The sequence below is a fragment of the Frankia sp. ACN1ag genome, from assembly GCF_001414035.1.
GTDB classification, from domain to species: domain Bacteria; phylum Actinomycetota; class Actinomycetes; order Frankiales; family Frankiaceae; genus Frankia; species Frankia torreyi.
In genome coordinates, this window is the sequence record NZ_LJPA01000013.1 from 74,318 (window position 1) to 99,881 (window position 25,564).

The 25,564-nt window shown below is 73.3% G+C and carries 21 protein-coding genes and 2 pseudogenes; 11 read left to right on the plus strand and 12 right to left on the minus strand.

Annotated elements, in window-relative coordinates:
• Nucleotides 1-66: 66 nt before the first annotated feature.
• The 3 genes from UK82_RS13710 to UK82_RS13720 all read left to right on the plus strand — a co-directional run bounded on the left by UK82_RS13710 (nucleotide 67) and on the right by UK82_RS13720 (nucleotide 3,268).
• Complete coding sequence (locus UK82_RS13710) at nucleotides 67-819, plus strand: response regulator transcription factor (RefSeq protein WP_236705902.1); 753 nt, start codon at nucleotides 67-69, stop codon at nucleotides 817-819.
• Between the two features lie 6 nt (nucleotides 820-825).
• A complete protein-coding gene (locus UK82_RS13715; RefSeq protein ID WP_044883101.1) occupies nucleotides 826-2,298 on the plus strand; it encodes a cell wall metabolism sensor histidine kinase WalK in 1,473 nt (490 codons plus the stop codon).
• A gap of 208 nt (nucleotides 2,299-2,506) precedes the next feature.
• Nucleotides 2,507-3,268, plus strand: coding sequence for an SDR family oxidoreductase (locus tag UK82_RS13720; RefSeq protein ID WP_044883102.1), 762 nt, complete (start codon nucleotides 2,507-2,509; stop codon nucleotides 3,266-3,268).
• 804 nt (nucleotides 3,269-4,072) lie between these two features.
• On the opposite strand, the gene UK82_RS13730 is transcribed toward UK82_RS13720, so the two are convergent.
• The 7 genes and pseudogenes from UK82_RS13730 to UK82_RS37665 form a co-directional block, all read right to left on the minus strand.
• The gene (locus tag UK82_RS13730) at nucleotides 4,073-4,486 is read right to left on the minus strand and encodes a VOC family protein (protein ID WP_044883103.1); all 414 of its coding nucleotides are present in this window, start codon (nucleotides 4,484-4,486) and stop codon (nucleotides 4,073-4,075) included.
• A gap of 92 nt (nucleotides 4,487-4,578) precedes the next feature.
• A complete protein-coding gene (locus UK82_RS13735; RefSeq protein ID WP_052680886.1) occupies nucleotides 4,579-4,968 on the minus strand; it encodes a RidA family protein in 390 nt (129 codons plus the stop codon).
• Nucleotides 4,965-6,209, minus strand: coding sequence for an alpha-hydroxy acid oxidase (locus UK82_RS13740; protein WP_055407545.1), 1,245 nt, complete (start codon nucleotides 6,207-6,209; stop codon nucleotides 4,965-4,967). Before UK82_RS13740 ends, UK82_RS13735 begins: the two co-directional genes overlap by 4 nt.
• On the minus strand, nucleotides 6,206-7,009 hold the full coding sequence (locus UK82_RS13745; protein ID WP_044883104.1) for an ABC transporter ATP-binding protein: 804 nt from the start codon (nucleotides 7,007-7,009) through the stop codon (nucleotides 6,206-6,208). Before UK82_RS13745 ends, UK82_RS13740 begins: the two co-directional genes overlap by 4 nt.
• Nucleotides 7,009-7,947, minus strand: coding sequence for an ABC transporter permease (locus UK82_RS13750; protein WP_044883105.1), 939 nt, complete (start codon nucleotides 7,945-7,947; stop codon nucleotides 7,009-7,011). Before UK82_RS13750 ends, UK82_RS13745 begins: the two co-directional genes overlap by 1 nt.
• Nucleotides 7,947-8,623: ABC transporter substrate-binding protein (locus UK82_RS13755; RefSeq protein ID WP_236705903.1), on the minus strand; the 677-nt coding region annotated here is incomplete at its 5' end. The genes UK82_RS13750 and UK82_RS13755, both read right to left, overlap by 1 nt.
• Nucleotide 8,624: 1 nt before the next feature.
• Nucleotides 8,625-9,011 (minus strand): annotated as a pseudogene (locus tag UK82_RS37665) (hypothetical protein); the annotation flags it as partial.
• Nucleotides 9,012-9,221: 210 nt separating this feature from the next.
• Here UK82_RS37665 and UK82_RS13760 point away from each other — a divergent pair.
• The 3 genes from UK82_RS13760 (at nucleotide 9,222) to UK82_RS13770 (ending at nucleotide 12,785) form a co-directional block, all read left to right on the plus strand.
• Nucleotides 9,222-9,821 carry a TetR/AcrR family transcriptional regulator gene (locus UK82_RS13760; RefSeq protein ID WP_044883264.1) on the plus strand — a complete coding sequence of 200 codons (600 nt, stop codon included), beginning with the start codon at nucleotides 9,222-9,224 and terminating at the stop codon, nucleotides 9,819-9,821.
• 163 nt (nucleotides 9,822-9,984) lie between these two features.
• Nucleotides 9,985-11,952: an APC family permease gene (locus UK82_RS13765; RefSeq protein WP_044883265.1), complete on the plus strand. Its 1,968-nt coding sequence runs from the start codon at nucleotides 9,985-9,987 to the stop codon at nucleotides 11,950-11,952.
• Between the two features lie 11 nt (nucleotides 11,953-11,963).
• Nucleotides 11,964-12,785, plus strand: a complete 822-nt coding sequence (locus UK82_RS13770; protein WP_082121580.1) for a TetR/AcrR family transcriptional regulator — start codon at nucleotides 11,964-11,966, stop codon at nucleotides 12,783-12,785.
• Between the two features lie 16 nt (nucleotides 12,786-12,801).
• On the opposite strand, the gene UK82_RS13775 is transcribed toward UK82_RS13770, so the two are convergent.
• Complete coding sequence (locus tag UK82_RS13775; RefSeq protein ID WP_044883106.1) at nucleotides 12,802-13,653, minus strand: acetoacetate decarboxylase family protein; 852 nt, start codon at nucleotides 13,651-13,653, stop codon at nucleotides 12,802-12,804.
• A gap of 230 nt (nucleotides 13,654-13,883) precedes the next feature.
• Between UK82_RS13775 and UK82_RS13780 the strand changes: the two genes are divergently transcribed.
• Nucleotides 13,884-16,319, plus strand: a complete 2,436-nt coding sequence (locus tag UK82_RS13780) for an AAA family ATPase (protein WP_236705904.1) — start codon at nucleotides 13,884-13,886, stop codon at nucleotides 16,317-16,319.
• Nucleotides 16,320-16,560: 241 nt separating this feature from the next.
• Here UK82_RS13780 and UK82_RS13785 read toward each other — a convergent pair.
• Nucleotides 16,561-16,674 (minus strand): annotated as a pseudogene (locus tag UK82_RS13785) (transposase); the annotation flags it as partial.
• 517 nt (nucleotides 16,675-17,191) lie between these two features.
• On the opposite strand from UK82_RS13785, the gene UK82_RS13790 reads away from it, so the two are divergent.
• The gene (locus UK82_RS13790; protein ID WP_157871690.1) at nucleotides 17,192-18,196 is read left to right on the plus strand and encodes a hypothetical protein; all 1,005 of its coding nucleotides are present in this window, start codon (nucleotides 17,192-17,194) and stop codon (nucleotides 18,194-18,196) included.
• A 196-nt stretch (nucleotides 18,197-18,392) separates the two neighbouring features.
• Nucleotides 18,393-18,785, plus strand: a complete 393-nt coding sequence (locus tag UK82_RS13795; RefSeq protein ID WP_044883107.1) for a DUF2237 family protein — start codon at nucleotides 18,393-18,395, stop codon at nucleotides 18,783-18,785.
• 102 nt (nucleotides 18,786-18,887) lie between these two features.
• Here UK82_RS13795 and UK82_RS13800 read toward each other — a convergent pair whose 3' ends face one another.
• Complete coding sequence (locus UK82_RS13800) at nucleotides 18,888-19,823, minus strand: sulfotransferase (protein ID WP_044883270.1); 936 nt, start codon at nucleotides 19,821-19,823, stop codon at nucleotides 18,888-18,890.
• 237 nt (nucleotides 19,824-20,060) lie between these two features.
• Between UK82_RS13800 and UK82_RS13805 the strand changes: the two genes are divergently transcribed.
• Nucleotides 20,061-20,987 carry a hypothetical protein gene (locus tag UK82_RS13805; protein ID WP_055407547.1) on the plus strand — a complete coding sequence of 309 codons (927 nt, stop codon included), beginning with the start codon at nucleotides 20,061-20,063 and terminating at the stop codon, nucleotides 20,985-20,987.
• A gap of 90 nt (nucleotides 20,988-21,077) precedes the next feature.
• Here UK82_RS13805 and UK82_RS13810 read toward each other — a convergent pair whose 3' ends face one another.
• Both UK82_RS13810 and UK82_RS13815 read right to left on the minus strand, forming a co-directional pair.
• A complete protein-coding gene (locus tag UK82_RS13810) occupies nucleotides 21,078-22,292 on the minus strand; it encodes an ABC transporter substrate-binding protein (RefSeq protein WP_055407550.1) in 1,215 nt (404 codons plus the stop codon).
• A gap of 552 nt (nucleotides 22,293-22,844) precedes the next feature.
• Nucleotides 22,845-23,609, minus strand: coding sequence for a crotonase/enoyl-CoA hydratase family protein (locus UK82_RS13815; protein WP_044883110.1), 765 nt, complete (start codon nucleotides 23,607-23,609; stop codon nucleotides 22,845-22,847).
• A gap of 453 nt (nucleotides 23,610-24,062) precedes the next feature.
• Here UK82_RS13815 and UK82_RS13820 point away from each other — a divergent pair, with 453 nt between their 5' ends.
• The gene (locus tag UK82_RS13820) at nucleotides 24,063-25,316 is read left to right on the plus strand and encodes an XdhC/CoxI family protein (protein WP_055407638.1); all 1,254 of its coding nucleotides are present in this window, start codon (nucleotides 24,063-24,065) and stop codon (nucleotides 25,314-25,316) included.
• Nucleotides 25,317-25,564: the final 248 nt, after the last annotated feature.

Genomic DNA, 25,564 nt, shown 5'->3' on the forward strand with positions numbered 1-25,564 from the left:
GTCCGTCATCGGCGAGCCGGCGGAGTCCACATCGCCGTCACATCCGGCGGGTCCTACCATCGGTCCATGCGGGTCCTGGTCGTGGAGGACGAGGTGCGCACCGCCGCGGTGCTGCGCCGGGGCCTCGTCGAGGAGGGATACGCCGTCGACGTCGTCGGCGACGGGATCGACGCCGTCTGGCGGGCCACCGAGATCGCCTACGACGCGATCGTCCTGGACCTGATGCTGCCCGGCATCGACGGCTTCGAGGTGTGCCGCCGGCTGCGCGCCGACCACCGCTGGGCGCCCGTGCTCATGCTCACCGCGCGCGTCGACGTCGACGACCGCATCCGCGGCCTGGACGCCGGCGCCGACGACTACCTGCCCAAGCCGTTCAGCTTCGGCGAGCTCACCGCACGGCTGCGCGCGCTGGTCCGCCGCGGCGCGGTGCACCGGCCCGTCGTGCTGCGCGCCGGCGCGGTCGAACTCGACCCGGCCGGGCACCGAGTCTGGCGCGGCGGGGCGCCGGTCGACCTGTCCGCCAAGGAGTTCGCCCTGTTGCACCTGCTGCTACGCCATCCCGACCAGGTACTCACCCGCACCTACATCACCGAGCACGTCTGGGACGACGCCTTCGACGCCACCTCCAACATCGTCGACCAGTACGTCCGCTATCTGCGCCGCAAGATCGATCTGCCGCCGGCCCCCTCGCTCATCGAGACGGTCCGCGGGGTCGGCTACCGGCTGTGCGTCCCGCTCGAACCGCACTCGACCGAGCCGCACTCGACCGAGCCGCGCCCGACCGGGTCGACGCTGCCGGCCGTCGGCGGCGGGACGTAGCCCGACGTGCCGCTGCGGGTTCGGCTGACCCTGCTGTTCGCGCTCGGCACCGCGCTGGTGCTCCTGCTCGCCGGCACGCTGTTCTACCTGCTGCTGCGGGCGAACCTGCGCGACGCCGTCGACACGGATCTGCGGACCCGGGCCGACGTGCTCACCGCGCGCCTCGCCGACCGGATCGCCGCCGGCGAGCCGGTGCCCGGCCGCGGGGATCCAGCAGCCCTGCTCACCGGGGCCGGCTCCATCGCCCAGGTCCTCACCCCCGAGGGGCGGCCGCTGGCCTCCTCGGCGGACGCCGGGACGGCCCCCCTGCTCGCCGTCGACGAACGGGCCCGGGCCCGGTCCCACCCGGTCTGGATCGCCAGCGACGCCGACGACCGGGCCCTGCCCGCCGGCCAGGCGCGCCTGTACGCCGTGCCGGTGCGCGCCGCGGCCGGCGGGAGCCCGCTCGTCGCCGTCGTCGGCACCCCGACCCACCTCACCGACCGCGCCGAGGACCGGGTCCGCAACGTGATGGTCACGGCGACCGCGCCGCTGATCGCGCTGTCCGGGCTTGCCGCCTGGCTGCTGTCCGGCGCCGCGCTGCGCCCGGTGGACCGGATGCGCCGCCAGGCCGCCGAGATGGCCGCCTCCGACCTCGGGACGGCCGGCGACGGGTTCCAGTTGGCGGTGCCGGCCACCCGCGACGAGATCGCCGCCCTGGCCCGCACCATGAACGACCTGCTGGCCCGGTTGCACGCCGCCCGCGCCCGCGACCGCGCCTTCGTCGCCGACGCGGGTCACGAGCTGCGCACCCCGCTGACCGTGCTGCGCGCCGAGCTGGAGCTGGCCGACCGCCCGGGACGCTCGGCCGAGCAGCTACGGGAGGCGATCCACACCGCCGCCGAGGAGACCGACCGGCTGATCCGCCTCGCCGAATCGCTGCTCACCCTGGCCCGGATGGACGGCGGCCACGTCCGGCGCGGGCCGCTCGCCCTCGACGAGCTGCTCGACCGCGCCGCGCGCGCCGCCGCCGGCTACGCGGCCTCGCGCGGGCTGCGCCTCGACGTCACGGTGCCCGCCGGCGACCGGCCGCTGACCGTGTTCGGCGACCCGGACCTGCTGCGCCAGGCCGTCGACAACCTGCTCGCCAACGGGGTGCGCCATGCCCCGCCCGGCAGCGCCGTCGAACTGCGGGGGCACCGTGCGCCGGGGCGCGCCGACGGCGTGCCCGGCGTGGTCGTGGTGCAGGTTCGCGATCACGGCGCGGGATTTCCCGCCGCTTTCCTGCCCCACGCGTTCGAGCGGTTCCGCCGGGCGGACGCCGCCCGCGGCCGCGACGACGGCGGCGCCGGGCTCGGCCTGTCGATCGTCGCGGCGATTGCCGCCGCCCACGGCGGCACCGTCGAGGCGGCCAACGACCCGGGCGGCGGCGCCCTCGTCACGATCACGCTGCCCCCCGTCCCCGACCCACCCGACATGTTTCCCCGTCGCGAACCATGATCGCGGCGCCTCGCCGCCCCAAGCCGCCCGTGCCCCAAGCCTCCGTGCCCCAACTCTCCGTGCGTCGAGTCGCGACCGGAACACGCTGCGTGTTGCACACTGGTGAGTAGTGTCGGGGCCGTCGCCGCGTGTCACGGATCGGCGGGCCGCCTCGTCCTCACCCGCGTGGCGGGTCGTCCCTCCCGCCCGAACCCGAAGGGGAGACACCGTGCAGATCGTCGTCATCGGCGGGACAGGCCTCATCGGCGCGAAGCTCGTGCGCCGGCTGATCGGGCACGGGCACACCGCGGTCGTCGCCTCGCCGAGCTCCGGCGTCGACACCCTGACCGGCGACGGGCTCGCCGAGGCGCTCACCGGCGCCGACGTCGTCGTCGACGTGTCCAACTCGCCGTCGTTCGACGATCAGGCCGTGCTGGAGTTCTTCCGGACGTCGACGGCGAACATCCTCGCCGCCGCGACCGCCGCCGGCGTCGGGCACCTGGTCGCGCTGTCGGTGGTGGGCACCCGGCGGCTGGCCGAGAGCGGCTACTTCCGGGCCAAGATCGCCCAGGAGGAGCTGATCGGGCAGGGGAGCCTGCCGTACTCGATCATCCAGGCGACGCAGTTCTTCGAGTTCGTCGGCGGTATCGCCGACGCCGCCACCGTCGGCGGCACGGTCCGCCTGGCGCCGGCGCCGTTCCAGCCGATCGCCGCCGACGACGTCGCCGCGGCGGTCGGCGTCACCGCGGCCGGCGCGCCGGTGGACGGCACCGTCGAGGTCGCCGGCCCGCAGCGGTTCCGCCTCGACGAGCTCGTCCGCCAGCACCTCGCCGGCCGCGGCGACCCCCGTCCGGTGGTGACCGACCCGCAGGCCCGCTACTTCGGCGCCCGCCTGGACGAGCACACCCTGCTCCCCGGGCCGGACGCCCTGCTCGCCCGGACCCGCTTCGAGGACTGGCGGGCCGTCACCGGCGCCGCAGCCGGCCGCTAGCCAGAGCGCCCCGCTCGCCGCCGCGGGACCGCACCCTCTCCGGGGATCTGGCGACTCCGGGGATCTGGCGACGCCGGCCTGACCTTCATCTCAGGATGAGCGGACGCTCCGGCCCCGGCTCGCCGCGAGCTGCCTCCTGGGGTTCGGTGACAGTTCCGACTGGCTCGTTCCGGCTTTGCGCTGTCCGGGGTTACCGTCGATACGGTACGACACCGGGGGTGGACGGAGAGCAGCCGATGGTGTGGAACAAAAGGGGCAACACCGACGGTGGCGCGTCGTCGGGCCGTGGGGGCACGAAGCGTGGTGGTAAGCCGCCCGTGGTCCGGGACGACAGCGATCCGGACAGGCGGAAGGCCGGCGGCAACACCGGGGACCAGCCGGTCGAGTTCGGCACGTGTTCCGCCTGCGACGGGAAGGGCGAGGTGGAGACGGGCCGGCAGGAGGTCGATGAGGACGGCCGGTTCGCTGGAAATGCTGTCACGAAGTGCACGGCGTGCAGTGGCGGTGGGCGGGTGACGAAGTGAGCGAGGACACCGGCGTGGACAGGATCGTGCCGATGATCTCTGTCACTGCCTGCCGGAAGTGCCGCCGGGCCCGCGGCGCGGCACTCGCTGGCGTCCGGGGTGTCCGGGCGTCGTCCAAGGACGGTTCCGGACGCTGTCCTCACGGCCTGGTGGACCGGACGGTCTGGGCGCCAGGTGAAGGGCCCGGTTCCGAGCCACCGGAGAGTGCCACGACGCCTGAGGAGCGCCGCCAGGGTCCGGTCTGACCTGGGGGCGGCGCGCCCGCTCGTCGGGGGCGCGCTCAGAGCTCGGTCCGCGCCCCACGCTGGTCGCGGCGCAGCGGGTGGTCGGGTGGGATCTCGACGACCACGATGGGGATGCCGTCCGGGTCCTCGATCCACATCTCGTCGAGCCCCCACGGTTCCCGCTGCGGGTCGCGGACGATCGGCACCCCCGCGGCGGCGAGCCGGCGGTGCTCGGCGGCGAGGTCGCGCACCTGCAGCCACAGGCGCACCCGCCCCGCGCCGCCGCCGGCCGGCTCCTCGGCGCGGCCGGAGACCTCCAGCAGGCTCTGCCCGAGGAAGAACACCAGGCCGGGATCGTCCGGCGGCCCGAACTCCCGGTAGATCGCCAGCCCCAGGATGTCGCGATAGAAGCGGCGACTGCGCCCCGGGTCGACCGGCCTGATGAGAATCCGACTGCTGAGAACCTCCATCCGGCCAGTCTTCCCCCGCCGGCGCCCGCGTGCCGCCGCAGCCGGACACCGGGGTCCACCGTCGCCCCCCCCGCGGCGCCCCGTGGTCGCCGCTACGGCGCCGCCGCGGGTGCGCGCACGGCGATCGCCTGGAGCTCGACGAGCACGACGGGCAGCGCGAAACCGGTCACCAGGGTGGTCCGGGCAGGGGGGTGCACAGGCCAGGCCGCGGCGAAGGCGCTGTCCCACAGCGGGAAGTCCGCCGGACGGGCCAGGAACGCCTCCACCCGCAGCGCGTAGTGCAGGCCGCTGCCGGCCGCGCGCAGGACCTCGCCCAGCGCTCCCAGGGCGCCGTCGATCTGCTGGCGGACGTCGGGGGTGGTGGCCGGCGTCAGGCCGGGGCGCAGCAGGTCGGGGCAGATCACGCCGGAGGTGACGACGAGCTCGCCGTGGCCGGTGGCGCCCGAGATCGACGGAAGCTGACCGGGCACCCTCGTGATCACGGCCGGCTCCGCTGGAGGGCCGCGGGGGTCAGTTCGGTGACCGACCCGTGCCCGAGCAGGGTCAGCACGGTGACCATCTCCTCGTGCAGCAGGGCCAGGACGCGGGCCACCCCGGCCTCGCCGCCCGCGGCCAGACCGGCGGCGGCCAGCCGGCCGATGACCACGGCGCGCGCCCCGAGGGCGAGGGCCTTCACGACGTCCGTGCCGCAGCGCACCCCGCTGTCGAGCAGGACCTCGGCGCGGCCGTCGGCGGCCGCGACGACCTCGGGGAGCTGGTCGAGCGCGGCGGGCGTGCCGTCGAGCTGGCGCCCGCCGTGGTTGGACACGAGCACGGCGGCGGCGCCGGCGTCGATGGCGGCGCGGGTGTCCTGCGCGGTGAGGATGCCCTTCGCGATCCACGGCAGGTCGGTGTGGCGCATCAGCCGGGCCAGCCGGTCCCAGGTCCAGACGGGTTCGTCGCGGGCGAAGAGCTGGCCGAAGACGTCCTGGGCCGCGACGTCGCCGCCCGGCGGGTAGTTACCGGTGATCATCCGCAGGTCGACGGTGAAACGGTTGCGCAGGTTGCGCTCGCGCCACCCGGCGGTCGGGCAGTCGACGGTCACGCACACGGCCGCGTAGCCGGCGCGTTCGATGCGCTCCAGCATGCGCACGAAGTTGCGTTCGGTGCCCATGGGGTGCACCTGCGCCACGCGCGCCGCCGCCGGGGCGGCCTGGGCGACGCTCTCGATCGAGTGGGTGCCTGCCTCGGGAACGATGCTCAACGTCCCGCACCGGGCGTTCGCCCGGGCCACGGCGAGGTGGCCGTCGGTGTCGAAGAACCCGTCGGTGCCGAACGGCGCCGTCAGGACCGGCAGACGCATCGGCAGGCCGAGCACGGTGGTGGCGGTGGAGGGCACCGGGTGGCCGCTCATGACCCGGGGGCGGAACTGCCAGCCCGCGAACGCGTCGCGGTTGGCCCGCAGCGTCGTCTCCTGCCCGGCGCCGCCGGCGAGGAAGTCCCACACGTCGCGGGGCAGCACCGCCTGCGCCGCCGCGCGGATCTCCGTCAGCGTCGGAAACCGCCCCGCGATCGGATCGCCCCTCTCGGCCTGCGCCGACCCGACGCCGTCCGACCGGGCCCCCGCAGACTCGGTTCCGGCCGGCCCGATCCCCGCCGGCCCGATCCCCGCCGGCCCGATCCCCGCCGGCCCGGTTCCGTCCGGCCCGACCTCCGTCTGGCCGACTCCCGCCGCGGTCGTCATGACGCCACCTTCTCGATCAGCGCGCTGCGGTCGCTCAGCGCGTCGCCGGCGCCGGTGATCCGGTCGATCAGGCCGCCTACCGTCATCTCGGACTTCTCCGTTCCGTCGTAGTCCGCGATCACCCGGCCCCGGCTCATCACCAGCAGCCGGTCGCCCAGGGCGAGCGCGTGATCCATGTTGTGGGTGACCATGACCGTGGTGGCGCCCAGCTCGCGCACCAGCTCGGTGGTCAGCGCGAGCACGGTGGCGGTCGTCCCCGGGTCCAACGCCGCCAGGTGCTCGTCGAGGAGCAGCACCGACGGGGCGCTCAGGGCGGCCATCACCATCGTCAGGCTCTGGCGCTGGCCCGCCGAGAGCAGCCCGACGCGGTCGGCGAGCCGGTTCTCCAACCCGAGACCCAGACCGGCGACGTGCTCGCGCATGACGGCGCGCCGGCGGGCGGTCACGGCGAACCGCAGCCCGCGCCTGCGCCCGCGGGCCATCGCCAGCGCCAGGTTGTCCTCGATGGACAGCTCCGGCGCGGTGCCCGCCCGGGGATCGTCGAAGACCCGGGCGATCCAGCCGGCGCGGCGGTGGTCGGGCAGCCGGGTGACGTCGCGGCCGTCGAGGTGGACCCGGCCGCGGGTCGGGCGGGCCGCACCCGAGATCGTCTGGATCAGGCTCGACTTCCCGGCGCCGTTCGTGCCGACGACGGTCACGAACTGCCCGCGTTCGAAGGTGACGCTGAGACTGCGCAGCGCCACCACCTCGTCGACCCGGCCGGCGTTGTAGATCAGGTCGATGTCGTCCAACCGGAGCATCAGGCGGCCTCCTGCCGGACGGCGGCGCTGGCCGAGCGGGTGGTGTGGGCGAGCGTGCGGGCGAGGCCGCCGAGCGCACCGAGGTAGCGTTCGGCCGCGATCGCCACGAGCAGCGTCAGCGCCGTGACCCCCCGCAGGTCGCCCGCGGGCAGCCCCACCCGCAGCGCACCGACCAGGACCAGCCGGTAGGCCAGCGTGCCGACCAGCACACAGCCGACGATGCGCAGCAGCTTCGACCCCGACGGGCGGACGAACAGCTCGCCGAGCAGCACCGCGCCGACCCCGGCGACGAAGGTGCCCGCGCCCATGTTGACGTCGGCGTAGCCCTGGTACTGCACGCTGAGGCTCGCCCCGAGTCCGGCCAGGCCGTTGGCGAGCACGAGCGCCAGCACGGTCAGCCGGCGGTCGTTGACACCCTGGCTGCGGGCCATCCGCGCGTTGACGCCGGTGGCCCGCAGCGCCAGGCCCAGCTCGGTGCGCAGGAACAGGCCGAACGCGACGAGCACCACGGCGACGACCCCGGCCATCACCCCGGAGGTGGCCAGGTCGGCCTGCCGGCCGGACAGCGAACCGAAGCCGCTGAACAGCGTGCCCTGCGTGCCGAGGCTCAGCGTGGGGGTGTCGAGCACGTGCAGGTTCACGCTGAACAGCCCGATGCTCATCACCAGGCCGGCGAGCAGCACCGGAACCCGCAGCAGCAGGTGGATCAGCGCCGTGACGGCGCCGGCGGCGGCCGCGCCGGCCGTCCCCGCCAGCAGGGCGAGCCAGCTCGGCCAGCCGTGCACCAGCGTGAGGGCGCACACCGCGCCGCCGGTGACGAAGCTGCCCTCGACGGTGAGGTCGAAGTCCGCGCGCAGCCGGAAGACGGTGTAGATGCCGAGGAACACCGGCACCAGCGGCAGGCCGGTGACCAGCATGTCCAGCAGGACCTGGATCATCACTGCACCGTCGCCGCGCTCAGCAGGTCCGCCGGCAGGGTGATCCCGAGTTTGGTCATGGTGGCCTTCTGGACGGTGAACCCGACGCCCGACGGCTGGCCGAAGGCGACCTCGGCGGCGGGCGTGCCCGTCAGCACCTTCGCGGCGGAGTCGGCGGCCAGGCGGCCGAGCGTCGGATAGTCCGGTCCGATGCTGGCCAGGATGCCCGCGACGGTGGCGTCCCCGCCGACGACGTAGACCGGCAGCCGCCCGCCGGCCGCGGCCGAACCGACGACGGGCAGCGCGGCCAGCACGGTGGCGTCGGGGCCGATGAGCTCGGCGTCGACCCGCCCGGTGAGGCTGCGCGCGGCGCTGGGCACGTCCTGGGCGCCGGAGATCGTCGACTCCACCACGCTCACCCCGGGGTACTTCGCCACCGCGGCGCGCAACGCCTTGATCCAGACCTGCATGTTCTGGTTGGACGGGTCGTAGATCGTCCCGAGGCGCTTCGGGGCCGGCGTGATCTTCATGATCGACTGCAGCAGCACGGCCGGATCGACGTAGTCGACGCTGCCGGTGACGTTCTTCCCGGGCCGGTCGAGACTCTGCGCGACCTTCGCGCCGACCGGGTCGCCCATCGCCAGGGCGAAGATGGGCTTTTCCTGCGTCTGCTGCGCCAGGGCGACCACGGCGGGGGNGCCGATGACGGCGACGCCGTCGGAGTCCGACTGGGCGAAGCTCCGGGAGATGCTGGTGATGAGGCTCTGGTCACCCTGGGCGTTCTTCACGTCGAAACTGACCGGACGGGGGGCGAGTTTCGTTTTCAGTTCCTGCTCGAAGGCGGCCACGGTCTGGTCGATGACGGTCGCGCTGGCGAGCTGGAGCACGCCCACGTGCACCGTCTTCGCGGTGGCGGCGGAGGAGGCGCCGGCGCCCGTGCCCGCGGGGGAGCCGTCGCCGCCGGAGGATCCGCAGGCTGCCAGGGAGATCGCCGCGGCCAGGCAGGAGGCGACGGCCGGCGCGAGAACGCGTCCGCCGCGTCGGCCGTGGGCGTGGGGCCCGGGTGTCAATGTGGTAACGGCCATGTGACATCGCTTTCGGGGAGCGGGGAAAGGGATTGATTTGGCGATCTTCTCGCGGACATGGGAAGATTTTCGCGTGTTGCCAGAGTCTTGAGGTCGGCCCGGATGACTGTCAAGGCGCGAAACATGAGATTAACTTCCCAGGTTATGGGTTAACATTGATGCCGGTGCGCATCGACGGCGGTGCGCACCGGTGGCGGCGAGGGGGAGCGGATGGCGGGTCCGAGACCGGGACTGCGGCGGGACACCCAGGAGACCCGCGACCGGCTGCTGGCCGCGGTAGGCGAGCTGCTCGCCGAGTCCGGCCCCACCTTCGGCCTGCCCGAACTCGCCCGCCGCGGCGGTGTGGCCACCGCCACCGCCTACCGGCACTTCGAGTCGATCCACGACGCGCACCGCGAGTTCCTGCTGCAGCTCACCGGCCGGCTCACCGACCGGCTGCAGTCGGTGCCGCCCACCTGGACCCCGCGCCGGCGCTTCGACGCCGCCTGCGAACGGTGGGCCGAGCAGGCCGCGGACTGGGGCCCGGCGGCGGTGCACATCCGCAGCTGGCGGGGGTTCCTCGAGCGCGTCCACCTCGGTGACGAGCCCACCGGCGCGCTCTACGCCGCCCTCGAGCCGATCGTGCGCGACCTCATCGAGCACGGGGAGCTTCCCGACCAGGACGTCGAGTACGCCGTGCTCGTCTGGATCACGATGTTCGACGAGCGGGTGATCGTCGACCTGCGCGAGTCCAAGGGCTGGCCGCTGCAGCGCCTGGCCCGCGTCCTCGGCCGCAGCGTCCTGTCCGCCCTCGGCGGCACCGCCACCTGAGCCCGCCCGGGGCGGGGGCCGCGGTCCGCCCGGAGCGTCGCGCCGCAGGGCGCCCGGGGACGGGGCGCCGCAGCGCGCCCGGGCGAGCCGGGGGCGCGTGCCGGCCGGGCGCGCGGGGGAGGATGCTCGGCATGCCCCCCTTGGCTGGAAGGTGTTCTGCTCCGTGACCTCGACGACCGAAGCCGAACCGGCGCGGTGCCCGGCCGGCCCGCGGCGGCTGCGGCGGTGGCTGCTGGCCGGCGCCGAGCAGGCCCAGCAGCACTCCGGCCCGCACGCCCAGCCCGCCGAGGAGCACCGTCTGCACCCGTGGTGGCGGGTGATGTGCCTGACCGGCGTCGACTACTTCTCCACCCTCGGCTACCAGCCGGGCATCGCCGCGCTCGCCGCCGGGGCGGTCAGCCCGATCGCGACGGCGGTGCTGGTGCTGGTGACCCTCGCCGGGGCGCTGCCGGTCTACCGGCAGGTCGCCCGGGACAGCCCGCACGGCGAGGGCTCCATCGCCATGCTGGAGAAGGAGCTGTCCTGGTGGAAGGGCAAGGTCCTCGTCCTGGTGCTGCTCGGCTTCGCCTGCACCGACTTCCTCATCACGATCACCCTGTCCGGCGCCGACGCCACCGCCCACATCCTGGAGAACCCGTACGCGCCGCACGCGCTGCACGGCCACCAGGTCGCCGTCACCCTCGTGCTGCTCGCCCTGCTCGGCGGGGTGTTCCTACGCGGGTTCACCGAGGCCGTCGGCATCGCCGTCGTGCTCGTCGTGATCTACCTGAGCCTCAACGCGGTCGTCATCGTCGACGCGCTGATCAAGATCGTGAGCCATCCGCACCTGTTCAGCGACTGGCACGCACTGCTCGTCAACGAACATCCCGACCCGCTCGCCCTGGTCGGCTTCGCGCTGATCGTCTTCCCGAAGCTGGCGCTGGGCCTGTCCGGCTTCGAGACCGGGGTCGCGGTGATGCCGCTGGTCCGCGGTGACCCGGGCGACACCGAGGCCAATCCGGTCGGCCGCATCCGCGGCGCCCGCACGCTGCTGACCACCGCCGCGGCGATCATGGCGGTGTTCCTCATCACCAGCAGCCTGAGCACGACGCTGCTCATCCCGGAGAAGGAGTTCGAACCCGGCGGGCCGGCCAACGGGCGCGCCCTGGCCTACCTGGCCCACCAACAGCTCGGCGCCGCCTTCGGCACCGTCTACGACGTCAGCACCATCCTGATCCTCTGGTTCGCCGGCGCCTCGGCCATGGCCGGCCTGCTCAACCTCGTCCCGCGCTACCTGCCCCGCTACGGGATGGCGCCGACCTGGGCGCGCGCCGTGCGACCGCTGGTCATCGTGTTCACGCTCATCGGCTTCGTCGTCACGATCGTCTTCCGGGCCAGCGTCGACAAGCAGGGCGGCGCCTACGCCACCGGCGTGCTCGTCCTGATCACCTCGGCGGCGCTCGCGGTGACGCTGTCCACCCTGCGCCGCGGCCGGCGCCGGCTGGCGATCGCGTTCGGCGCCATCGCGGTCGTGTTCGTCTACACGACCATCGCGAACATCATCGAACGGCCCGACGGGCTCATCATCGGCTCGATCTTCATCATCGCGATCATTGTCGTGTCGTTCTCCTCCCGGGTCGCGCGCTCGTTCGAGCTGCGCGTCACCGGGGTGCGCCTGGATCCCCTCGCCGAGCGGTGGGTGCGCGAGTCCGCCGAGGCCGGCTCGCTGCACCTGGTCGCCAACGAGCTCGACGCCGGCGACGCCGCCGAGTACGCCGACAAGGTCCGCAAGGCCCGTCAGGAGCTGTTCGTGCCCGACGACGTCCCGCTGCTGTTCCTCGAGGTCAGCATCCCGGACTCCTCCGAGTTCGAAGGCGAGCTCGACGTCTGCGGCGAGGACCGCCACGGCTACCGGATCCTGCGCCTGACCAGCACGTCCGTGCCCAACGCGATCGCCGCGCTGCTGCTGCACCTGCGCGACACCACGGGCATGCGACCGAACGTGTACTTCGAGTGGAGCGAGGGCAACCCGATCGTGAACTTCCTGCGTTTCCTGTTCTTCGGCGCCGGCGAGGTCGCCACCGTCACCCGCGAGGTCCTGCGCGAAGCCGAACCCGACCCCGACCGCCGTCCCTTTGTCCACGTGGCCTGACCCCGCGGCCGATGCCGATGTCGGGCCCGGACGAACCCACCGGGCCGTACACGGGTGGGCCTGCCGGGCCGGGCGCGGGCGGGTCGGGCGCGGGCGGGTCGGCCGGGCTGGGCGACGCTGGGCCGGCCGGGCTGGGCGCGGGCGAGCAGACGGGGCTGCGAGCGCGGCGCCGGCGGCGCATCCATGACGCGCTGTCCGCGGCGGCGATCACCCTGTTCCTCGAACGGGGCTTCGACGCCGTCTCCGTCGCCGAGATCGCGGCGGCGGCCGGGGTGTCCAAACCGACCCTGTTCGCCTACTTCCCTGCCAAGGAAGACCTCATCCTGCACCGCATCCTCGACCACCGCGGCGAGGCTGCCCGGGTGGTACGCGCCAGGGCGGCCGGCGTGACGCCGCTGGCCGCCCTGGAGTCCCACCTGCTCGCCGGCCTCGACCGCCGCGAACCCGTCACCGGCCTCAACGACGACCCCGAGGTGCTCGCCTTCCACGGGCTCGTCTTCGCCACCCCGAGCCTGCTCGGCCGCGTCGCCCAGTACACCGCCGGCGACGAGCAAGCCCTCGCCGCCGCCCTCGCCGAGGTCGCGCTGCCGGCCGATGATCTACCCGGTGCCGCGTCGGCGTTCGGTGACGTCGTCGGGGCAGTGCCGGCGCCCGGGGACCTCGCTGCGGCGCTCGCCGCCGCCCAGATCATCGCGGTGCAGCGCGTCCTTGCCCGGGAGAACTGGGCGCGGCTGCGCGCCGGTGAGAACGCGGCCGCGCGTCATCCGGCGGCGGTCACGGCCACCCGGAGAGCCTTCGACGCCCTGAGCCGCGCCCTGCCTGACTACGCCTGATCCGCGGGCGAGGCCGTCATCGACCCCGGCGTGGACTGCGATGGACGATGTCGGCGGCGGTGAAGTCCCCGAGCTTGCCGCGCAGTCGGGGTGCTGTCCCGGTCAGCAGGGGGCGGTCGGTCATCCCGAGGGCGGCCATCCGCTCGGACATCGGATGATTGCCCACCTCCACCTGAGCCCGGCCACGGCCGAACCGAATCCCGCCCAGCCGCAGCGGCATCACCCCGCGCAGCAGGACCCCCGGCCGCGGGCCGTCCGGCAGCACGCACCACAGCGGAATGCGGACGCGCACCGGGAACGGCACTCGCACACCATCCACCCCCAGCCGGGCCCGCAAGACGAACCGGCCGCCGTCTCCGTCGAGCTTGACCGCGTATCCCGAGCCCGAGGCCTTCGTGTCCGTTTCGTCCCTCCGCATAGTCGGGAGGGGGCGCGGCGGGGTGGATGGTTCGGGCGCGGTCTCGATCAGGATCGACGCCGCGCGGTCGGTGAGATCCACCTTGGCGGACATGAGCCACTTCGGCAGCGACCAGATCGCCCGGCCGGCGTCGCGGGTGAACGACTCGGTCACCGGCAGGTCAACGAGGTGCACGCCGCGCCGCCGACGCGGGCCCCGCACGACGACCCCGATCCCCACCTCGTCGTAGCTTCCGAGCACCCAGGGCCCGTAGTGGACGACGAACAGCACGCTGATGGCTCGGCCCCCGACGGTCCACGGCGTCAGGCCGGCGCCCGCCAGCACCCCGCGCGCTGCATCGGGATCGGCCCGGTAGACGGCGATGGCGGCCCGCGCATCCGCGATCGTGACCGGCAGGCCGATCAGCTGGTCGTGGATGCGCCATGTGCCGGCCCGCACCGTTCGCGCCATCCGCGTGCCTCCCCGCCCCGCCGTCCCCTCCACCGCAGTCTTGCCTGTCGGCCGCACTGAGGCACCGGCACGGCACCGGCCCGGCGCGCGGACAGGAGTCACGGTCGGCGTCCGCTCGGCCGCCGAGGGTACTTCGACCGTCACGTATCCTTTACCGGGTTAAGAAAGGGGTCGTGGTGGGGACTGGAAGTCGGGGCGTCGGACTAGATGACGAGACAGAGCCTGATGTCGTGACGAGACCCGACCCGGCAGGCGAAACCGGCCCGGTGGGCGAAACCGGCCCGGTGGGCGAGGCTGAGCTGGCGGGGGAGCGGGCTTACCTGCGGCGGGGCCACGCGGCGCTCGCGGGCATGCGGGCCGAGGCCGAGAACACCCAGGTCGCAGGGGGCGACCCGGTTGACGACAAGGTGACGATCGCCTATCTGCGGATCGCCAGGCAGCGTCGCATCGCCGGCCTCGCCGACGGTGACGGGACCGCACCGCTGTTCTTCGCCCGCTTGGACTATGCACCCGACTCAGACGGTGGACCCGCAGCAACCGGTGGACCCGCAGCAACCGGTGGACCCGCAGCAACCGGTGGATCCGGCGGACCCGCCGCATCCGGCGGACCCGCCGCATCCGGTGAACCAGACGCCTCCGGCCGATGGGGAGCGACCGAGGTGCCCGGTGTCGCGGGCCGGCGGTTCTACCTCGGGCGTCGGCATGTGCGGGAGGCGGCCGGCGACGATCCGCTGGTCGTCGACTGGAGAACGGACGTCGCCAGACCCTTCTACCGGGCTCATCGCGGCGACCCGATGGGCGTGCTGCGCCGGCGGCGCTTCGGCCACGACGGCGCCGAGCTCACCGCCTTCGAAGACGAGTTCCTCTCCCGCCCCGTCCGCTCCACCGGCGACGCCGCCCCCGACGGCTACGGCGACGGCACCCCCGACGCCGATGGCGGCGACCATGGCGACAAGGGCGGGGCGCGGACGGCGGTGGTGGCGGCTGGGGGGCTGCTCGAGCGGGAGATCGAGCGGCCGCGGTCCGGGCCGATGCGTGACATCGTCGCCACGATCCAGCCCGAGCAGGACGAGATCGTCCGGGCCGAGCTGTCGGTGAGCCTGTGCGTCCAAGGGGCGCCCGGGACGGGCAAGACCGCCGTCGGTCTGCACCGGGCCGCCTACCTGCTGTTCGCCCATCGGGAGCGGCTCGCGCGGGCCGGGGTGCTCGTCGTCGGGCCGAACCGGGCGTTCCTCGGCTACATCGCCGCCGTCCTGCCGGCGCTCGGCGAGTTCACCGTCCGCCACAGCACGCTGGCGGACCTCGTCGACGACGTCACCGTCGCCGGCGCGGACACGCTCGACGCGGCCACCCTCAAGGGCGACGCCCGGATGGCGACGGTGCTGCGCCGCGCCCTGCACGACGGGCTGCACCCCCCGACCGGGCCAGTCGCCGTCGTGACCAGGACCGGCCGGTGGACCGTCGGGGAGGAGGAGGTCGCCGGCCTGTTCGCCGACGCCGCCGCCGGCCTGGCCGCCGGCACCTTCCGCTACGCCACCGGACGCGAACGGCTCGCCGGCCGACTGGTGAACGCCGTCCGCGTGCGCGCCGAGGCGAGCGGGCACTACCTCACCGACGGCGCGGTCCGCACCCTCGCCCGCAGCCGGACGGTCCAGGGCGCCGTCGAGGCCGCCTGGCCGAAGGTGGACGCGGCCACCCTGGTCCGCCGCCTGCTCACCGACCCGCCCCTGCTCGCCCGCGCCGCAGACGGCGTCCTCGACGCCGACGAGCAGGCGACGCTGCTCGCCGCCGCACCACCCGGCGGCGCCCGCACGGCCCGCTGGTCACCCGCCGACGTGTTCTGCATCGACGAGGCCCGCGACCTCATCGAGGGCACTCCCGGCTTCGGCCATGTGATCGTCGACGAGGCGCAGGACCTCTCCCCGCTACAGTGCCGGGCCCTGGCGCGACGCTGTGCCGACGGCTCCCTGACCGTCCTCGGGGACCTCGCCCAGGGCACCACCCCGTGGGCGGCCACCTCCTGGGCGGCCCAGCTGACCCACCTCGGCCGGCCCGACGCCCACCTGGAGGTCCTCACCCGCGGTTACCGGGTCCCCGCGGAGATCCTCGGCTTCGCCGGCCGCCTGCTACCCCACATCGCCGCCGAACTGACCACGCCCACCTCGGCCCGCACCACCCCCGGCGCCCTGACGCTGCTGCCCACCGCGGACGTGGCCGCCACCGTCACCGCCCAGGTCGCCCGCGTCCGGACCGCCAGCGGCTCGTTCGCGGTCATCGCCGCCGACGCCGACCTCCCCGCCCTCGCCGAAGCCCTGCGCGCCGCCGACCTGCCCGTCGACGTGCTCGGCGTCGACGGGACGCCGTCGCGGGCCTGCCTCGTGCCCGCCTCCCTGGCGAAGGGCCTGGAGTTCGACCAGGTGATCGCCGTGGAACCGGCGGCGATCGTCGCCGGCGAACCCCATCCCCGCCTGGGCCTTCGCCGCCTGTACGTCGTGCTCACCCGAGCCGTCAGCGACCTCACCGTCGTCCACGCCGACCCGCTACCCGCGGCCCTGCGCACCCACGTTCCCATCAGGCTGCCAGTGGCAGATCGCGACCCCATTGCGCCGGTCATCCGCGAGGCGTGCCTACCCCGGAGTGACCAGACGCTGGTGGCCGACGAATGAGCAGGTGAGGCCGGCTGACCCCGCGACCTCTTTGCAGCGACGCAAAGTGGTTGCCGTGCGGCGCTCCGCGTCACGCGATGATCGAGATTTCGGCCAGCTGCCGCTCGGCCAGCTGCCGCTCGGCCAGCTGCCGCTCGGGCAGGTGTCGCCAGACCCCGCCAGCCCATGTCGCAGCCGCTGTCAGCAAGTCACCCCGGATACAGGCCAGTGGGCAACTGCCGTCACGGCACGTCATTGCACACTCGTTGATGTCGAGATCTTTCGCGATCGCCGATACCGGTCGACCCGAATCGATGACGAGTTTCACGGCCTCGTCCTTGTTCTCGGGCGTGAACCGCCTCCGCGACCGGGTCATTGATCTCCTCCGTCAAGGGATCAATGAGCCCACACCGGGATCACTGTCCGAAGAACGGGAACCGCCTCAAGCAGCTGATCGCGCATGACACAGGTCGACCTCTCTCCGCAGGTCGGCCGGGGATGGCGGAGGCCGGCACTTGGCCGATGGGCCTCGCCACCAACCCGGCAGGCGAAGCCACCGGCGCGGTGACACCCGGCAGCGCACCGAAATCGAACGGCTCGGCGGCCATGGCGCTCCCAGACCCCTGGGCGCCGATCGCGTCATCGTAGGAACTCGCCTCGTCTCCAGCCATCGGTGGTCGAGCCGGCGGGACGGCATCGCGGCCATGGCCACGCGCTGTTGCCGAAGGCCGGTTCGGCGCTCATCGAGGGAAAAACCGTGGCCGGACGTTTGCGGCAAATCGTGCTACCTGCTAACCACTGCGGCCCAATCTCTTGTATCGGGACTAGGTCCGCACATATTTTCGGCCGGCGATGCGCATCCCTGGGGAGCGCGAATCGAATACGGGGGACAGATGAAGAGATACTCCTCGGTCGCGTTTCTGGCCGTCCTGTTCGCAACGTTAATGGTTTTTCCTGGAGTCGCGATGGCGGCCGGAAAGTGCGGAAACTGGCACCCGGGTGGAGGGAAGGTTCGACAGACCTATCTGAAATCAGGTTCGAGCGGATCACATGAGTACCTGGTGACCGTCGACTTCCGATTCTCCGACAGTGATATCTCCGCCCTCGCATGCACCGGATCCAGTGCGTTGGAGGTTGACGTCGAGGCGTATGGCGGCCTCAACAAGGCCGGGGGGTATCGTGGCTGGGATTCAAATCTACCGCACGCCTATCTCGACACCGAGGCGTTCGACGGAAACCCTCGTGTACTGACGGTCGGCACCTCGAATGCCGCTGATCTCAAGTCCAACGTGGACTACTTCACGAAGATCCATCTGATCGAGGTGGGACCGACCAAGGACTACTCCGAGATCTACCTGAACTTCCAGCGGGGGCATTGGGCAAAGAAGACGAGCCCGAAAGAGCAGGCATCATGCGTCTCGCATGGTGGCAGTGATCCGGCGTGGTGCGTCTTCGGCGACGAGTCCCATGCCATGAAGAGCGAGCTCGGCACTGCGCCGCGCATCGCCCTCAACGTGGACTACGAAACAGACGACGCCGGCTACTGGGGAAACTACCGGACGACCGATCTCGTCCACGGAAATCGGCTGGCACCGGGGGACAAGATCTTTTCCCCCAATGGCCTCAACTATCTCTCCATGCAGGCCGACGGCAATCTGGTCGAGTACATTCCAGGTGGTCGTGCGGTGTGGGCGAGCGGGACAGGTACGCCCGAGGCCATCCTGCTGGCGCAGGACGACGGGAACTTCGTGGTCGTCGCTCCCGGTAACCGCGCCGTCTGGTCGACGGGAACAGGTCGACGGGACACTGTTCTGAGTCTTCAGGACGACCGCAATCTGGTCGCCTACGCGCCGGGACACATAGCGGTCTGGTCAAACAACATCGCCGGCCGTCCGTAGCTCTGCCTGCCAGGACGAGGTGGGACAGGGGCCGCCGGCCGCCGGCCTGCGGCTGTCGGCCGTCGGCCGTCGGCCGTCGGCCTGCGGCCAGCGCGGCCCCCCGTTCGGGCGGACCTGCCGGTCGTCACCGGGGCCCGGCTGGCCCGATCTGGCGGGACACCGTGTGGCCGCGGCGCGGGTAGGAGAAAATGGGCGGGTGGCAGAGGAGCGCAACGTTCTCGGTGGCGAGCTCGAACCGTGCGGCACCGATCCGGTGACCGGGTTCTACCGCGACGGGTGCTGCAGCACCGGTCCGGAGGATCTTGGGAGCCACACCGTGTGCGCGGTGGTGACGGCCGACTTCCTGCGTCATCAACGGCAGGTCGGCAACGACCTGTCGACGCCCCGGCCGGAGTACTCCTTCCCCGGCCTGCGCCCCGGGGACCGGTGGTGCGTCGTCGCCGTCCGCTGGCTGCAGGCCTACGACGCCGGGGCCGCCGCTCCGGTCGTGCTCGCCTCCACCCACGAGCGGGCGCTGGAGGTCATCCCCCTGGAGGCACTGCGCGCCCACGCCGTCGACGTCCCCGCGGACCCGCGTTCGCTGAGCTGATCCCGGCTTCGCCGGGCCGATCCCCGATCCCCGTTCGCCGGGCCGATCCCGGGTGCGCGGGGCCGACTCCGCGTTCGCGGGGCTGGCCCCTGCGCGGTCCGGTCAGTCGATCACCTCGGGTTCGAGGCCGACGGTGAGCCAGTCGCGGTAGACCAGCCCGGTGAGCTCCTCCAGCCGGGCGATGTCGTCGACGAAGTAGGGCAGCACCGCGCGGCGCTGCTCCGGGGTCAGTTTCGGCCGGCCGCCCTTCTGGCGTTGCAGCGCGGACAGCAGCGGGTCGCGCACCACGCGGCGCACCGGCACGGGGAAGTGGTGGCCGACGCGGCCGCCGGTCCGCAGCACCGCGCGCAGCGCCGTGTTCACCGGGGTGTCGGCGACGAACGGGGTGACGTTCTCCGACGGCACGAGGCCGACGAGGCCGGTCTCGACGCCGAGGAACTCGCAGACGCGGTCCAGTGTGGCGGCGGGGGAGTCGCGCAGGTCCCGGTAGCGCAGCAGCAGCACCTGGTCGCGGGAGAACAGGCCGAACAGGTGGGCGAGCTGCTCGCCGTAGCGACCGAGGGACACATAGTGCCAGAACTGCGCCCAGCCGGCGTCGCGGCGCTGCTCCTCCAGCGCACAGGCGCGGACGAAGTCCCGTTCGCTCTCCAACCCGGCGGCCCACAGATGCGTCCAGTTGGAGTGGGCGCGGTCGACCGGATTACGCAGCAGCACGATGATCCGCACCTTCGGCAGCAGGCGGCGGATCCGGTTCTGCGCGTCGAGGTCGTACAGATAGAACGGGGTGGCCTCGCCGGTGAGCGTCCCCGCCGGCGCGGGGGCGAACAGCGCCTCGTAGTCGCGGCGGCGCCACACGTGCTCCTGGTAGGTCTGGGCGTCGCCGGGGCCGCCGCGGGCCGGCGGCGGGCCCTCGGACAGGAAGAACTTCGGCTCCTTGACCTGCGGCAGGAACAGCCCGGGATGGCGCGACAGCGCGGCGTGCAGCGCGGTCGTGCCGGCCTTGGGCACGCCGAGGACGAGGAAGTCGGGCAGGGCCATCGGCGGTCGCTCCTGACGGACGGGGGATCGGCCGCGGCCGATCCGCACGGACAGGGATCGGCGTCAACCGATCCGCGGGCACCCGGCGGCGCCGGTCGAAAGGCCAGCCGCGAGAGGCCATCCCCACTGGCATAGCCGAGTAACCCGACCGGTGAAATCAGGATGCTAACCGCGTAACGGCCCTGGCGGGGCCCACTTCGCAAGCCTCCCCGTGCAGCGGAACGGTAGGGTTGCGCGGTGGCAATCAGCCAGCAGCACACGGCGTCCGAGACCATCCCCCTGCCCGGTCGGCAGCCCGCGACGACGGTGGCGCCCGCCCCCGGGCACGGCCCCGGCTTCTGGGCCGGCGCGCCCTGCGCCGTGCTGGCCGACGGCGTGTTCTACCTGGCCTACCGGCTGCGCCGCCCGGTCGGTGCCGGCCGCGGCTTCGGACTGGTCATCGCCCGCTCCACCGACGGGGAGACGTTCACGCAGATCGCCGGCATCCCCCGGGACCCGTTTGGCGCGGAGAGCCTGGAGCGGCCCGCACTGGCGGTGACCCCGCAGGGGTCGTGGCGGCTCTACGTCAGCTGCGCCGCCCCGGGCAGCCCGCACTGGTGGGTGGACCTGCTCGAGGCCGACTCCCCGGCCGCCTTCGACCCGCATCGGCGGCGCACCGTGCTGCCCGGCGACCCGGCGACCCTCGCCGTGAAGGACCCGGTCGTCGCCCTACTCGACGGGCAGTGGCAGCTGTGGGCGTCCTGCCACCTGCTCGACGACCCGGCCGCCACCGACCGGATGGACAGCCGGCACGCCACCAGCCCCGACGGCGTCCACTGGACCTGGACCGGGACGGCGCTCGCCCCCCGCCCGGGCCACTGGGACGCCCGCGGCGTGCGGATCACCTCCGTGCTCACCGGCGGCACCCAGCCGGTGGCCTACTACGACGGGCGGGCCAGCGCCGCGCAGAACTGGGCCGAGCACACCGGCCTCGCCGTCGGCATCACCCCCGAACGCTTCCACGCCGTCGGCACCGAGCCGGTCGCCTTCTCCCCGGACGGCGACGGCGCGCTGCGCTACGTCAGCGTCGTGCCCCTGCCCGACGGCGCCCACCGGTTGTACTACGAGGCCGCCCTGCCCGACGGCAGCCACGAGCTGCGCACGGAGCTGCACCCGGCGCCCTGAGCCGCGGCTCGTCACGCGTCGCCGGGTGCCGGTCGTCCCCGGGGGCGGACGCGGTCGCCTCCACCCCCGGGGACGCGGATCAGGGCCGGCTCAGGAGGTGATCTCCTTGCCGCAGAGCTGCTCCTTGACGACGTCGAACGCGGTGCCGGCATCGTTGACCTGCACGAAGGCGTAGCAGGTGGTCTGGCGGCCCTGGCCGTGGGCGATGTCGATGGGCTGGATGAGGCCCTCGGCGTCGTAGTTCGTCACCGCGCGCAGCCCGTCGATGAAGCCCTGCCGGGTCGGGCAGTCGCCGGCCTCCTCCAGCCCGCGGACGAACATGTCCGTCTGGATGTAGGACATCAGCGGGATGTCCTGCTGCGGCTGGTCGATCTGCGGGGCGTAGCGGTTCATCGCGTCGACGTAGGCGGCGATCGCCGGCCCACCGGACTCGAACGGGCGGTAGAACAGCGGCACCGTCACCCCCGCCATCCCGGCGCCGTACCGCTTGAGCAGCCCGGCGTCGTACCCGTTGACGGCCATGACGACCTTGGGTGCGTGCCCGGCGGCGCGCAGCTGCGCGAGAACCTGGACGAGGGCGTCGGTGTCGGTGATGGCGAGCAGCGTGTCGGCGCCGCTGTCGACGACGCGCTGGGCGACCGCCGCCGGGTTGTCCGCGCCGGGGGTGTAACTGACGGTCCCGCCGTCGCTGACGCCGGCCGCCGTCATGCTCTGGACGAGCTTGGTGCCCACGTCGTTGACGCCGCCGGACAGCGCGGTCTGCAGCAGCACCGACCGGCTGCCCCCGCGGGACTTCACGAACGTGCCGTAGGTGTCCACGGGGGCGCCGGTGGTGTAGGAGAACGAGAACATGTTGCGGTACTTCGACCAGATGCCCTCGGCGGCCAGCCCCGTGACGGGGACGCTCTGGTCGTTGAGGTACTGGGCGCTGCCGCTGGCCGCGATCGTGGACTCGATGAGGCCGAAGACCTGCTGGTGCTCGATGAGGTCACGCGCGGCGATCGCGTTGGCCGCCGGCGTGCCCTGGTCGTCCCGCCAGTCGTAGAAGATCTTCCGGCCGTTGACGCCGCCCTTGGCGTTGATCGCGCCGAGCCGGGCGTCGATGCCGGCGCGGGCCGCCTGCAACGGCCCCGACACCGCGCCGGTGTCCGGGTAGACGACGCCGATGTGGATCGCGTTCTTGGTCACCCCGGGTGCGTCGCAGTCGCCGGCGGCGCCCGCCGCGCCGCTGGCGCAACCCGTGGCAGTGGCCGCGGTCAGGGTGAGCGCGACGGTCGCGAGACGTAACTGGACGTGGCGGCGCATAAGCGGCGAACCCCTCGGTGGCTGACGGTGGACGATCGACGATGACGGGCGACGATCAGCGAACGGTGCATGCGGACTCCGATCTCGTCGGCAGCAGGGTGCGCCTGGCCGGAACCACGACTGCGATGTTCACCGCCTGTGACAACAGGCACGTGCCCGAGGCGCGGACATTACCGTAAAATGTCCACACCCGAGCACAATACCGAGCCCACTTTTATGGTCTTATGCCTGGTGGGCCTGGGTGTCGGCCGGCAACTGCGCGTAAGGTGCGGCGGGCCCAGCGTCCCGCCGGCGGGCACGCTCACCGCCGCTGTGGTGACACTGGGCAGCCCTCCGCCGGCCCGGCTCGCCGTCAGGCCGCCCGCCCGGCTCGCCGGCCGGCCAAACTACCCGCGCGCGCAGCGGCCGCATCAGATCAGGGACGGCCAGAATCGGGGTCGGCCGCGCGCCCGCGCGCGGCGGCCGCGTCGCGGCGCGCGGCGACCGCGCGCGGGGTGAGGAAGTGTCCGCCCGCGGCCGCCGCGTGCCGTCAGTCCCCTCGCCGGGCGAGGGTCACTCGCCGCGCCAGACCGGCGCCCGCTTCTCGGCGAACGCCAACGCGCCCTCCTTGGCGTCCGCGGAGGCGAACACCGGCTCCATGATCTTTGCCTGGCGGTCGAACGCCTCGTCGGCCGGCCAGGCCGACGCCGAGGCGACGATCTCCTTGGTGGCGGCGACGGCCAGCGGGCCGTTCGCCGCGATCCGGGCGGCGAGCGCCCGGGCGCCGGCCAGCGCCTCGCCGGCCGGGGTCAGCACGTTGACCAGGCCGTAGCGGTGGGCGTCGGGGGCGGAGAGCTGGTCTCCGGTCAGCGCCAGTTCCAGGGCGACCTGGTAGGGGATGCGCTTGGGCAGGCGCAGCAGGCCGCCGGCGCCGGCGACGAGACCGCGCTTGACCTCCGGGATGCCGAAGGCGGCGTTCTCGGCGGCGACGACGAGGTCGCAGGCCAGCACGACCTCGCACCCACCGGCCAGGGCGTAGCCCTCGACGGCGGCGATGATCGGCTTACGCGGCGGCGACAGCGTGATACCGGCCAGGCCCCGGCCCTCGACGACGACGTTCTCGCCCCGCAGGAACGCCTTGAGGTCCATCCCCGAGCAGAACGTGCCGCCCGCGCCCGTGATGATCGCCACGGTCAGGTCCTTGCGGGCCTCGAACTCGTCGAGGGCGGCGGCGACCCCCACGGACACGGCGCTGTTCACGGCGTTGCGCGCCTGCGGGCGGTTGATCGTGATGACGGTGACCCCGTCGGCGTGTTCGACCAGAACTTCGTCGGACATACGTGCTCCCTTGTTGACGGACAGTAAGCCACGCGCGCCCGCGCCGCCGCATACGGGTGATCTCGTCGCGGACGTGGCTGTTTTCGCGCAATACCCGGTGGCCGAACGCTACCGCTAGCGCGCCGCAGAGGAGAGTTCTCGCCCACGCCACCGCCCTCGCCCGAATCCGTCCCGCCGGATCGAGCAGCGCCGGGTCGTGGGTCTGCGCCGGGTCGTGGGTCTGCGCCGGGTCGTGGGTCTGTGCCGGGTCCGGGTACCGCCAGGTGTCCTCCGTGATCCTCGCCGGTCGGCGGCCCGTCGGCGGTGGCCCGCCGAGTTGCTGGAGGGTGGCGACGGTTCCAGTCCCGTGAACGGGGCGCCCCGCCCGCGGGGATCGGACGTCGGCGAGGATGGGATGTCGGCGGGGATGGGACGTCGGCAGAGAGGGAACGTCGGCGGAGAGGGGTGGCGCCGGTGCGCGAGATCGCCGACGCGCTGCGGCGATGGCGGGCCGAGGGCGGCGCGTTCGCGGTGGCGACCGTCGTCGGGGTGCAGGGCAGCGCGCCCCGCCAGCCCGGCGCCGCCATGGCCGTCGCCGCCGGCGGGGAGGTCGTCGGCAGCGTGTCCGGCGGCTGCGTCGAGGGTGCGGTCTACGAGGCCGCGGCCGAGGCGATCCGCACCGGCGTGCCCGTCCTGGAGAGCTACGGCATCTCCGACGACGACGCCTTCGCCGTCGGCCTGACCTGCGGCGGGACCATTGACCTGATCATCGTCCCGTACCCGGCCCGCGGGCCGTCCGCGGGCACGGGCGCGCGGGGCGCGGGCGGCGTGCTCGACGCGGTCCTCGCCGCGCTGGCCGCCGACGACGCGGTGGCGCTGCTGACCGTCGTCGGGGGAGGCAGGTTGGGTGGGCAGGTGGCGGTGTGGCCCGATCGCACCGTGGGTTCGTCCGGGGTCGCCGGTCTCGACGTCGCCGCGGTGGACGATGCCCGCGGGCTGCTGGCGGCCGGTCGCAGCGGGCTGCGCCGTTACGGGCCGCAGGGGCAGCGGCGGCCGGACGCGATCGGCGTGTTCGTCCAGTCGTTCGCCCCACCGCCGCGGATGCTGGTCTTCGGCGCGATCGACTACGCCGCCGCGGTGGTGCGGTTGGGCCGCTTTCTCGGCTACCGGGTGACGGTGTGTGACGCCCGGCCGGTGTTCGCCACCGCGCGGCGCTTCCCCGACGCCGACGAGGTCGTCTGCGAACGCCCGGTGGCCTTCCTCGACCGTGCGGCGGTCGACGCTCGCACGGTGATCTGCGTGCTCACCCACGATCCCAAGTTCGACATCCCGGTGCTGCGCGCCGCGCTGCGCTCCCCGGCGCACTACGTCGGCGCGATGGGGTCGCGGCGCACCCACGCCGACCGGCTGCGTCGGCTGCGTGCCAGCGGCGTCGCCGAGGACGACCTCGCGCGGCTGCACTCCCCGATCGGCCTGGACCTGGGCTCGCGCACGCCCGAGGAGACGGCCGTCTCGATCGCCGCGGAGATCATCCAGAGTCGCTGGGGTGGCAGCGGCCGCCCGCTGCGGGCCACCCGCGGTCGCATCCACGCCGACCCCGGCGAGCCGTCCAAGCCGTCCGAGCAGGCTGGGCCGTCCGAGCAGGCTGGGCCGTCCGAGCCGTCGGCGGACCCGGTCGCGCCGAATCCGGCGGACGCACCGAGCGCCCCGGCCAGACCGGACGGCTGAGTGAGGGCCGTGGCCGTGGGGCCTGATCGGAGCTCGGGTGCCTGGTGGCCTCGAGGCTCGGGCGCTCGCTGGCCGTACCACCTGCCCTGTATCTTTCTGTGAACGTCTATGCACAGAATCGTGCCGAGGGGTAGGTACGGTTTTTAGCCGAAAAACCGTACACAGGCCTCGGCATGATGTGGCCTCAATATGGCCGACACTCGGCTGACGGGCTGACGGGCTGACGGGCTGACGGGCTGACGGGCTGA

What these genes read in the sequence shown, in the direction of transcription:
- UK82_RS13710 (WP_236705902.1), top strand. Translation starts at nt 67, where the DNA reads ATGCGGGTCCTGGTCGTGGAGGACGAGGTGCGCACCGCCGCGGTGCTG.
- UK82_RS13730 (WP_044883103.1), bottom strand. Translation starts at nt 4,486, where the DNA reads ATGGAGGTTCTCAGCAGTCGGATTCTCATCAGGCCGGTCGACCCGGGG.
- UK82_RS13740 (WP_055407545.1), bottom strand. Translation starts at nt 6,209, where the DNA reads ATGACGACCGCGGCGGGAGTCGGCCAGACGGAGGTCGGGCCGGACGGA.
- UK82_RS13745 (WP_044883104.1), bottom strand. Translation starts at nt 7,009, where the DNA reads ATGCTCCGGTTGGACGACATCGACCTGATCTACAACGCCGGCCGGGTC.
- UK82_RS13750 (WP_044883105.1), bottom strand. Translation starts at nt 7,947, where the DNA reads ATGATCCAGGTCCTGCTGGACATGCTGGTCACCGGCCTGCCGCTGGTG.
- UK82_RS13760 (WP_044883264.1), top strand. Translation starts at nt 9,222, where the DNA reads ATGGCGGGTCCGAGACCGGGACTGCGGCGGGACACCCAGGAGACCCGC.
- UK82_RS13770 (WP_082121580.1), top strand. Translation starts at nt 11,964, where the DNA reads ATGCCGATGTCGGGCCCGGACGAACCCACCGGGCCGTACACGGGTGGG.
- UK82_RS13775 (WP_044883106.1), bottom strand. Translation starts at nt 13,653, where the DNA reads ATGGCGCGAACGGTGCGGGCCGGCACATGGCGCATCCACGACCAGCTG.
- UK82_RS13790 (WP_157871690.1), top strand. Translation starts at nt 17,192, where the DNA reads ATGAAGAGATACTCCTCGGTCGCGTTTCTGGCCGTCCTGTTCGCAACG.
- UK82_RS13800 (WP_044883270.1), bottom strand. Translation starts at nt 19,823, where the DNA reads ATGGCCCTGCCCGACTTCCTCGTCCTCGGCGTGCCCAAGGCCGGCACG.
- UK82_RS13810 (WP_055407550.1), bottom strand. Translation starts at nt 22,292, where the DNA reads ATGCGCCGCCACGTCCAGTTACGTCTCGCGACCGTCGCGCTCACCCTG.
- UK82_RS13815 (WP_044883110.1), bottom strand. Translation starts at nt 23,609, where the DNA reads ATGTCCGACGAAGTTCTGGTCGAACACGCCGACGGGGTCACCGTCATC.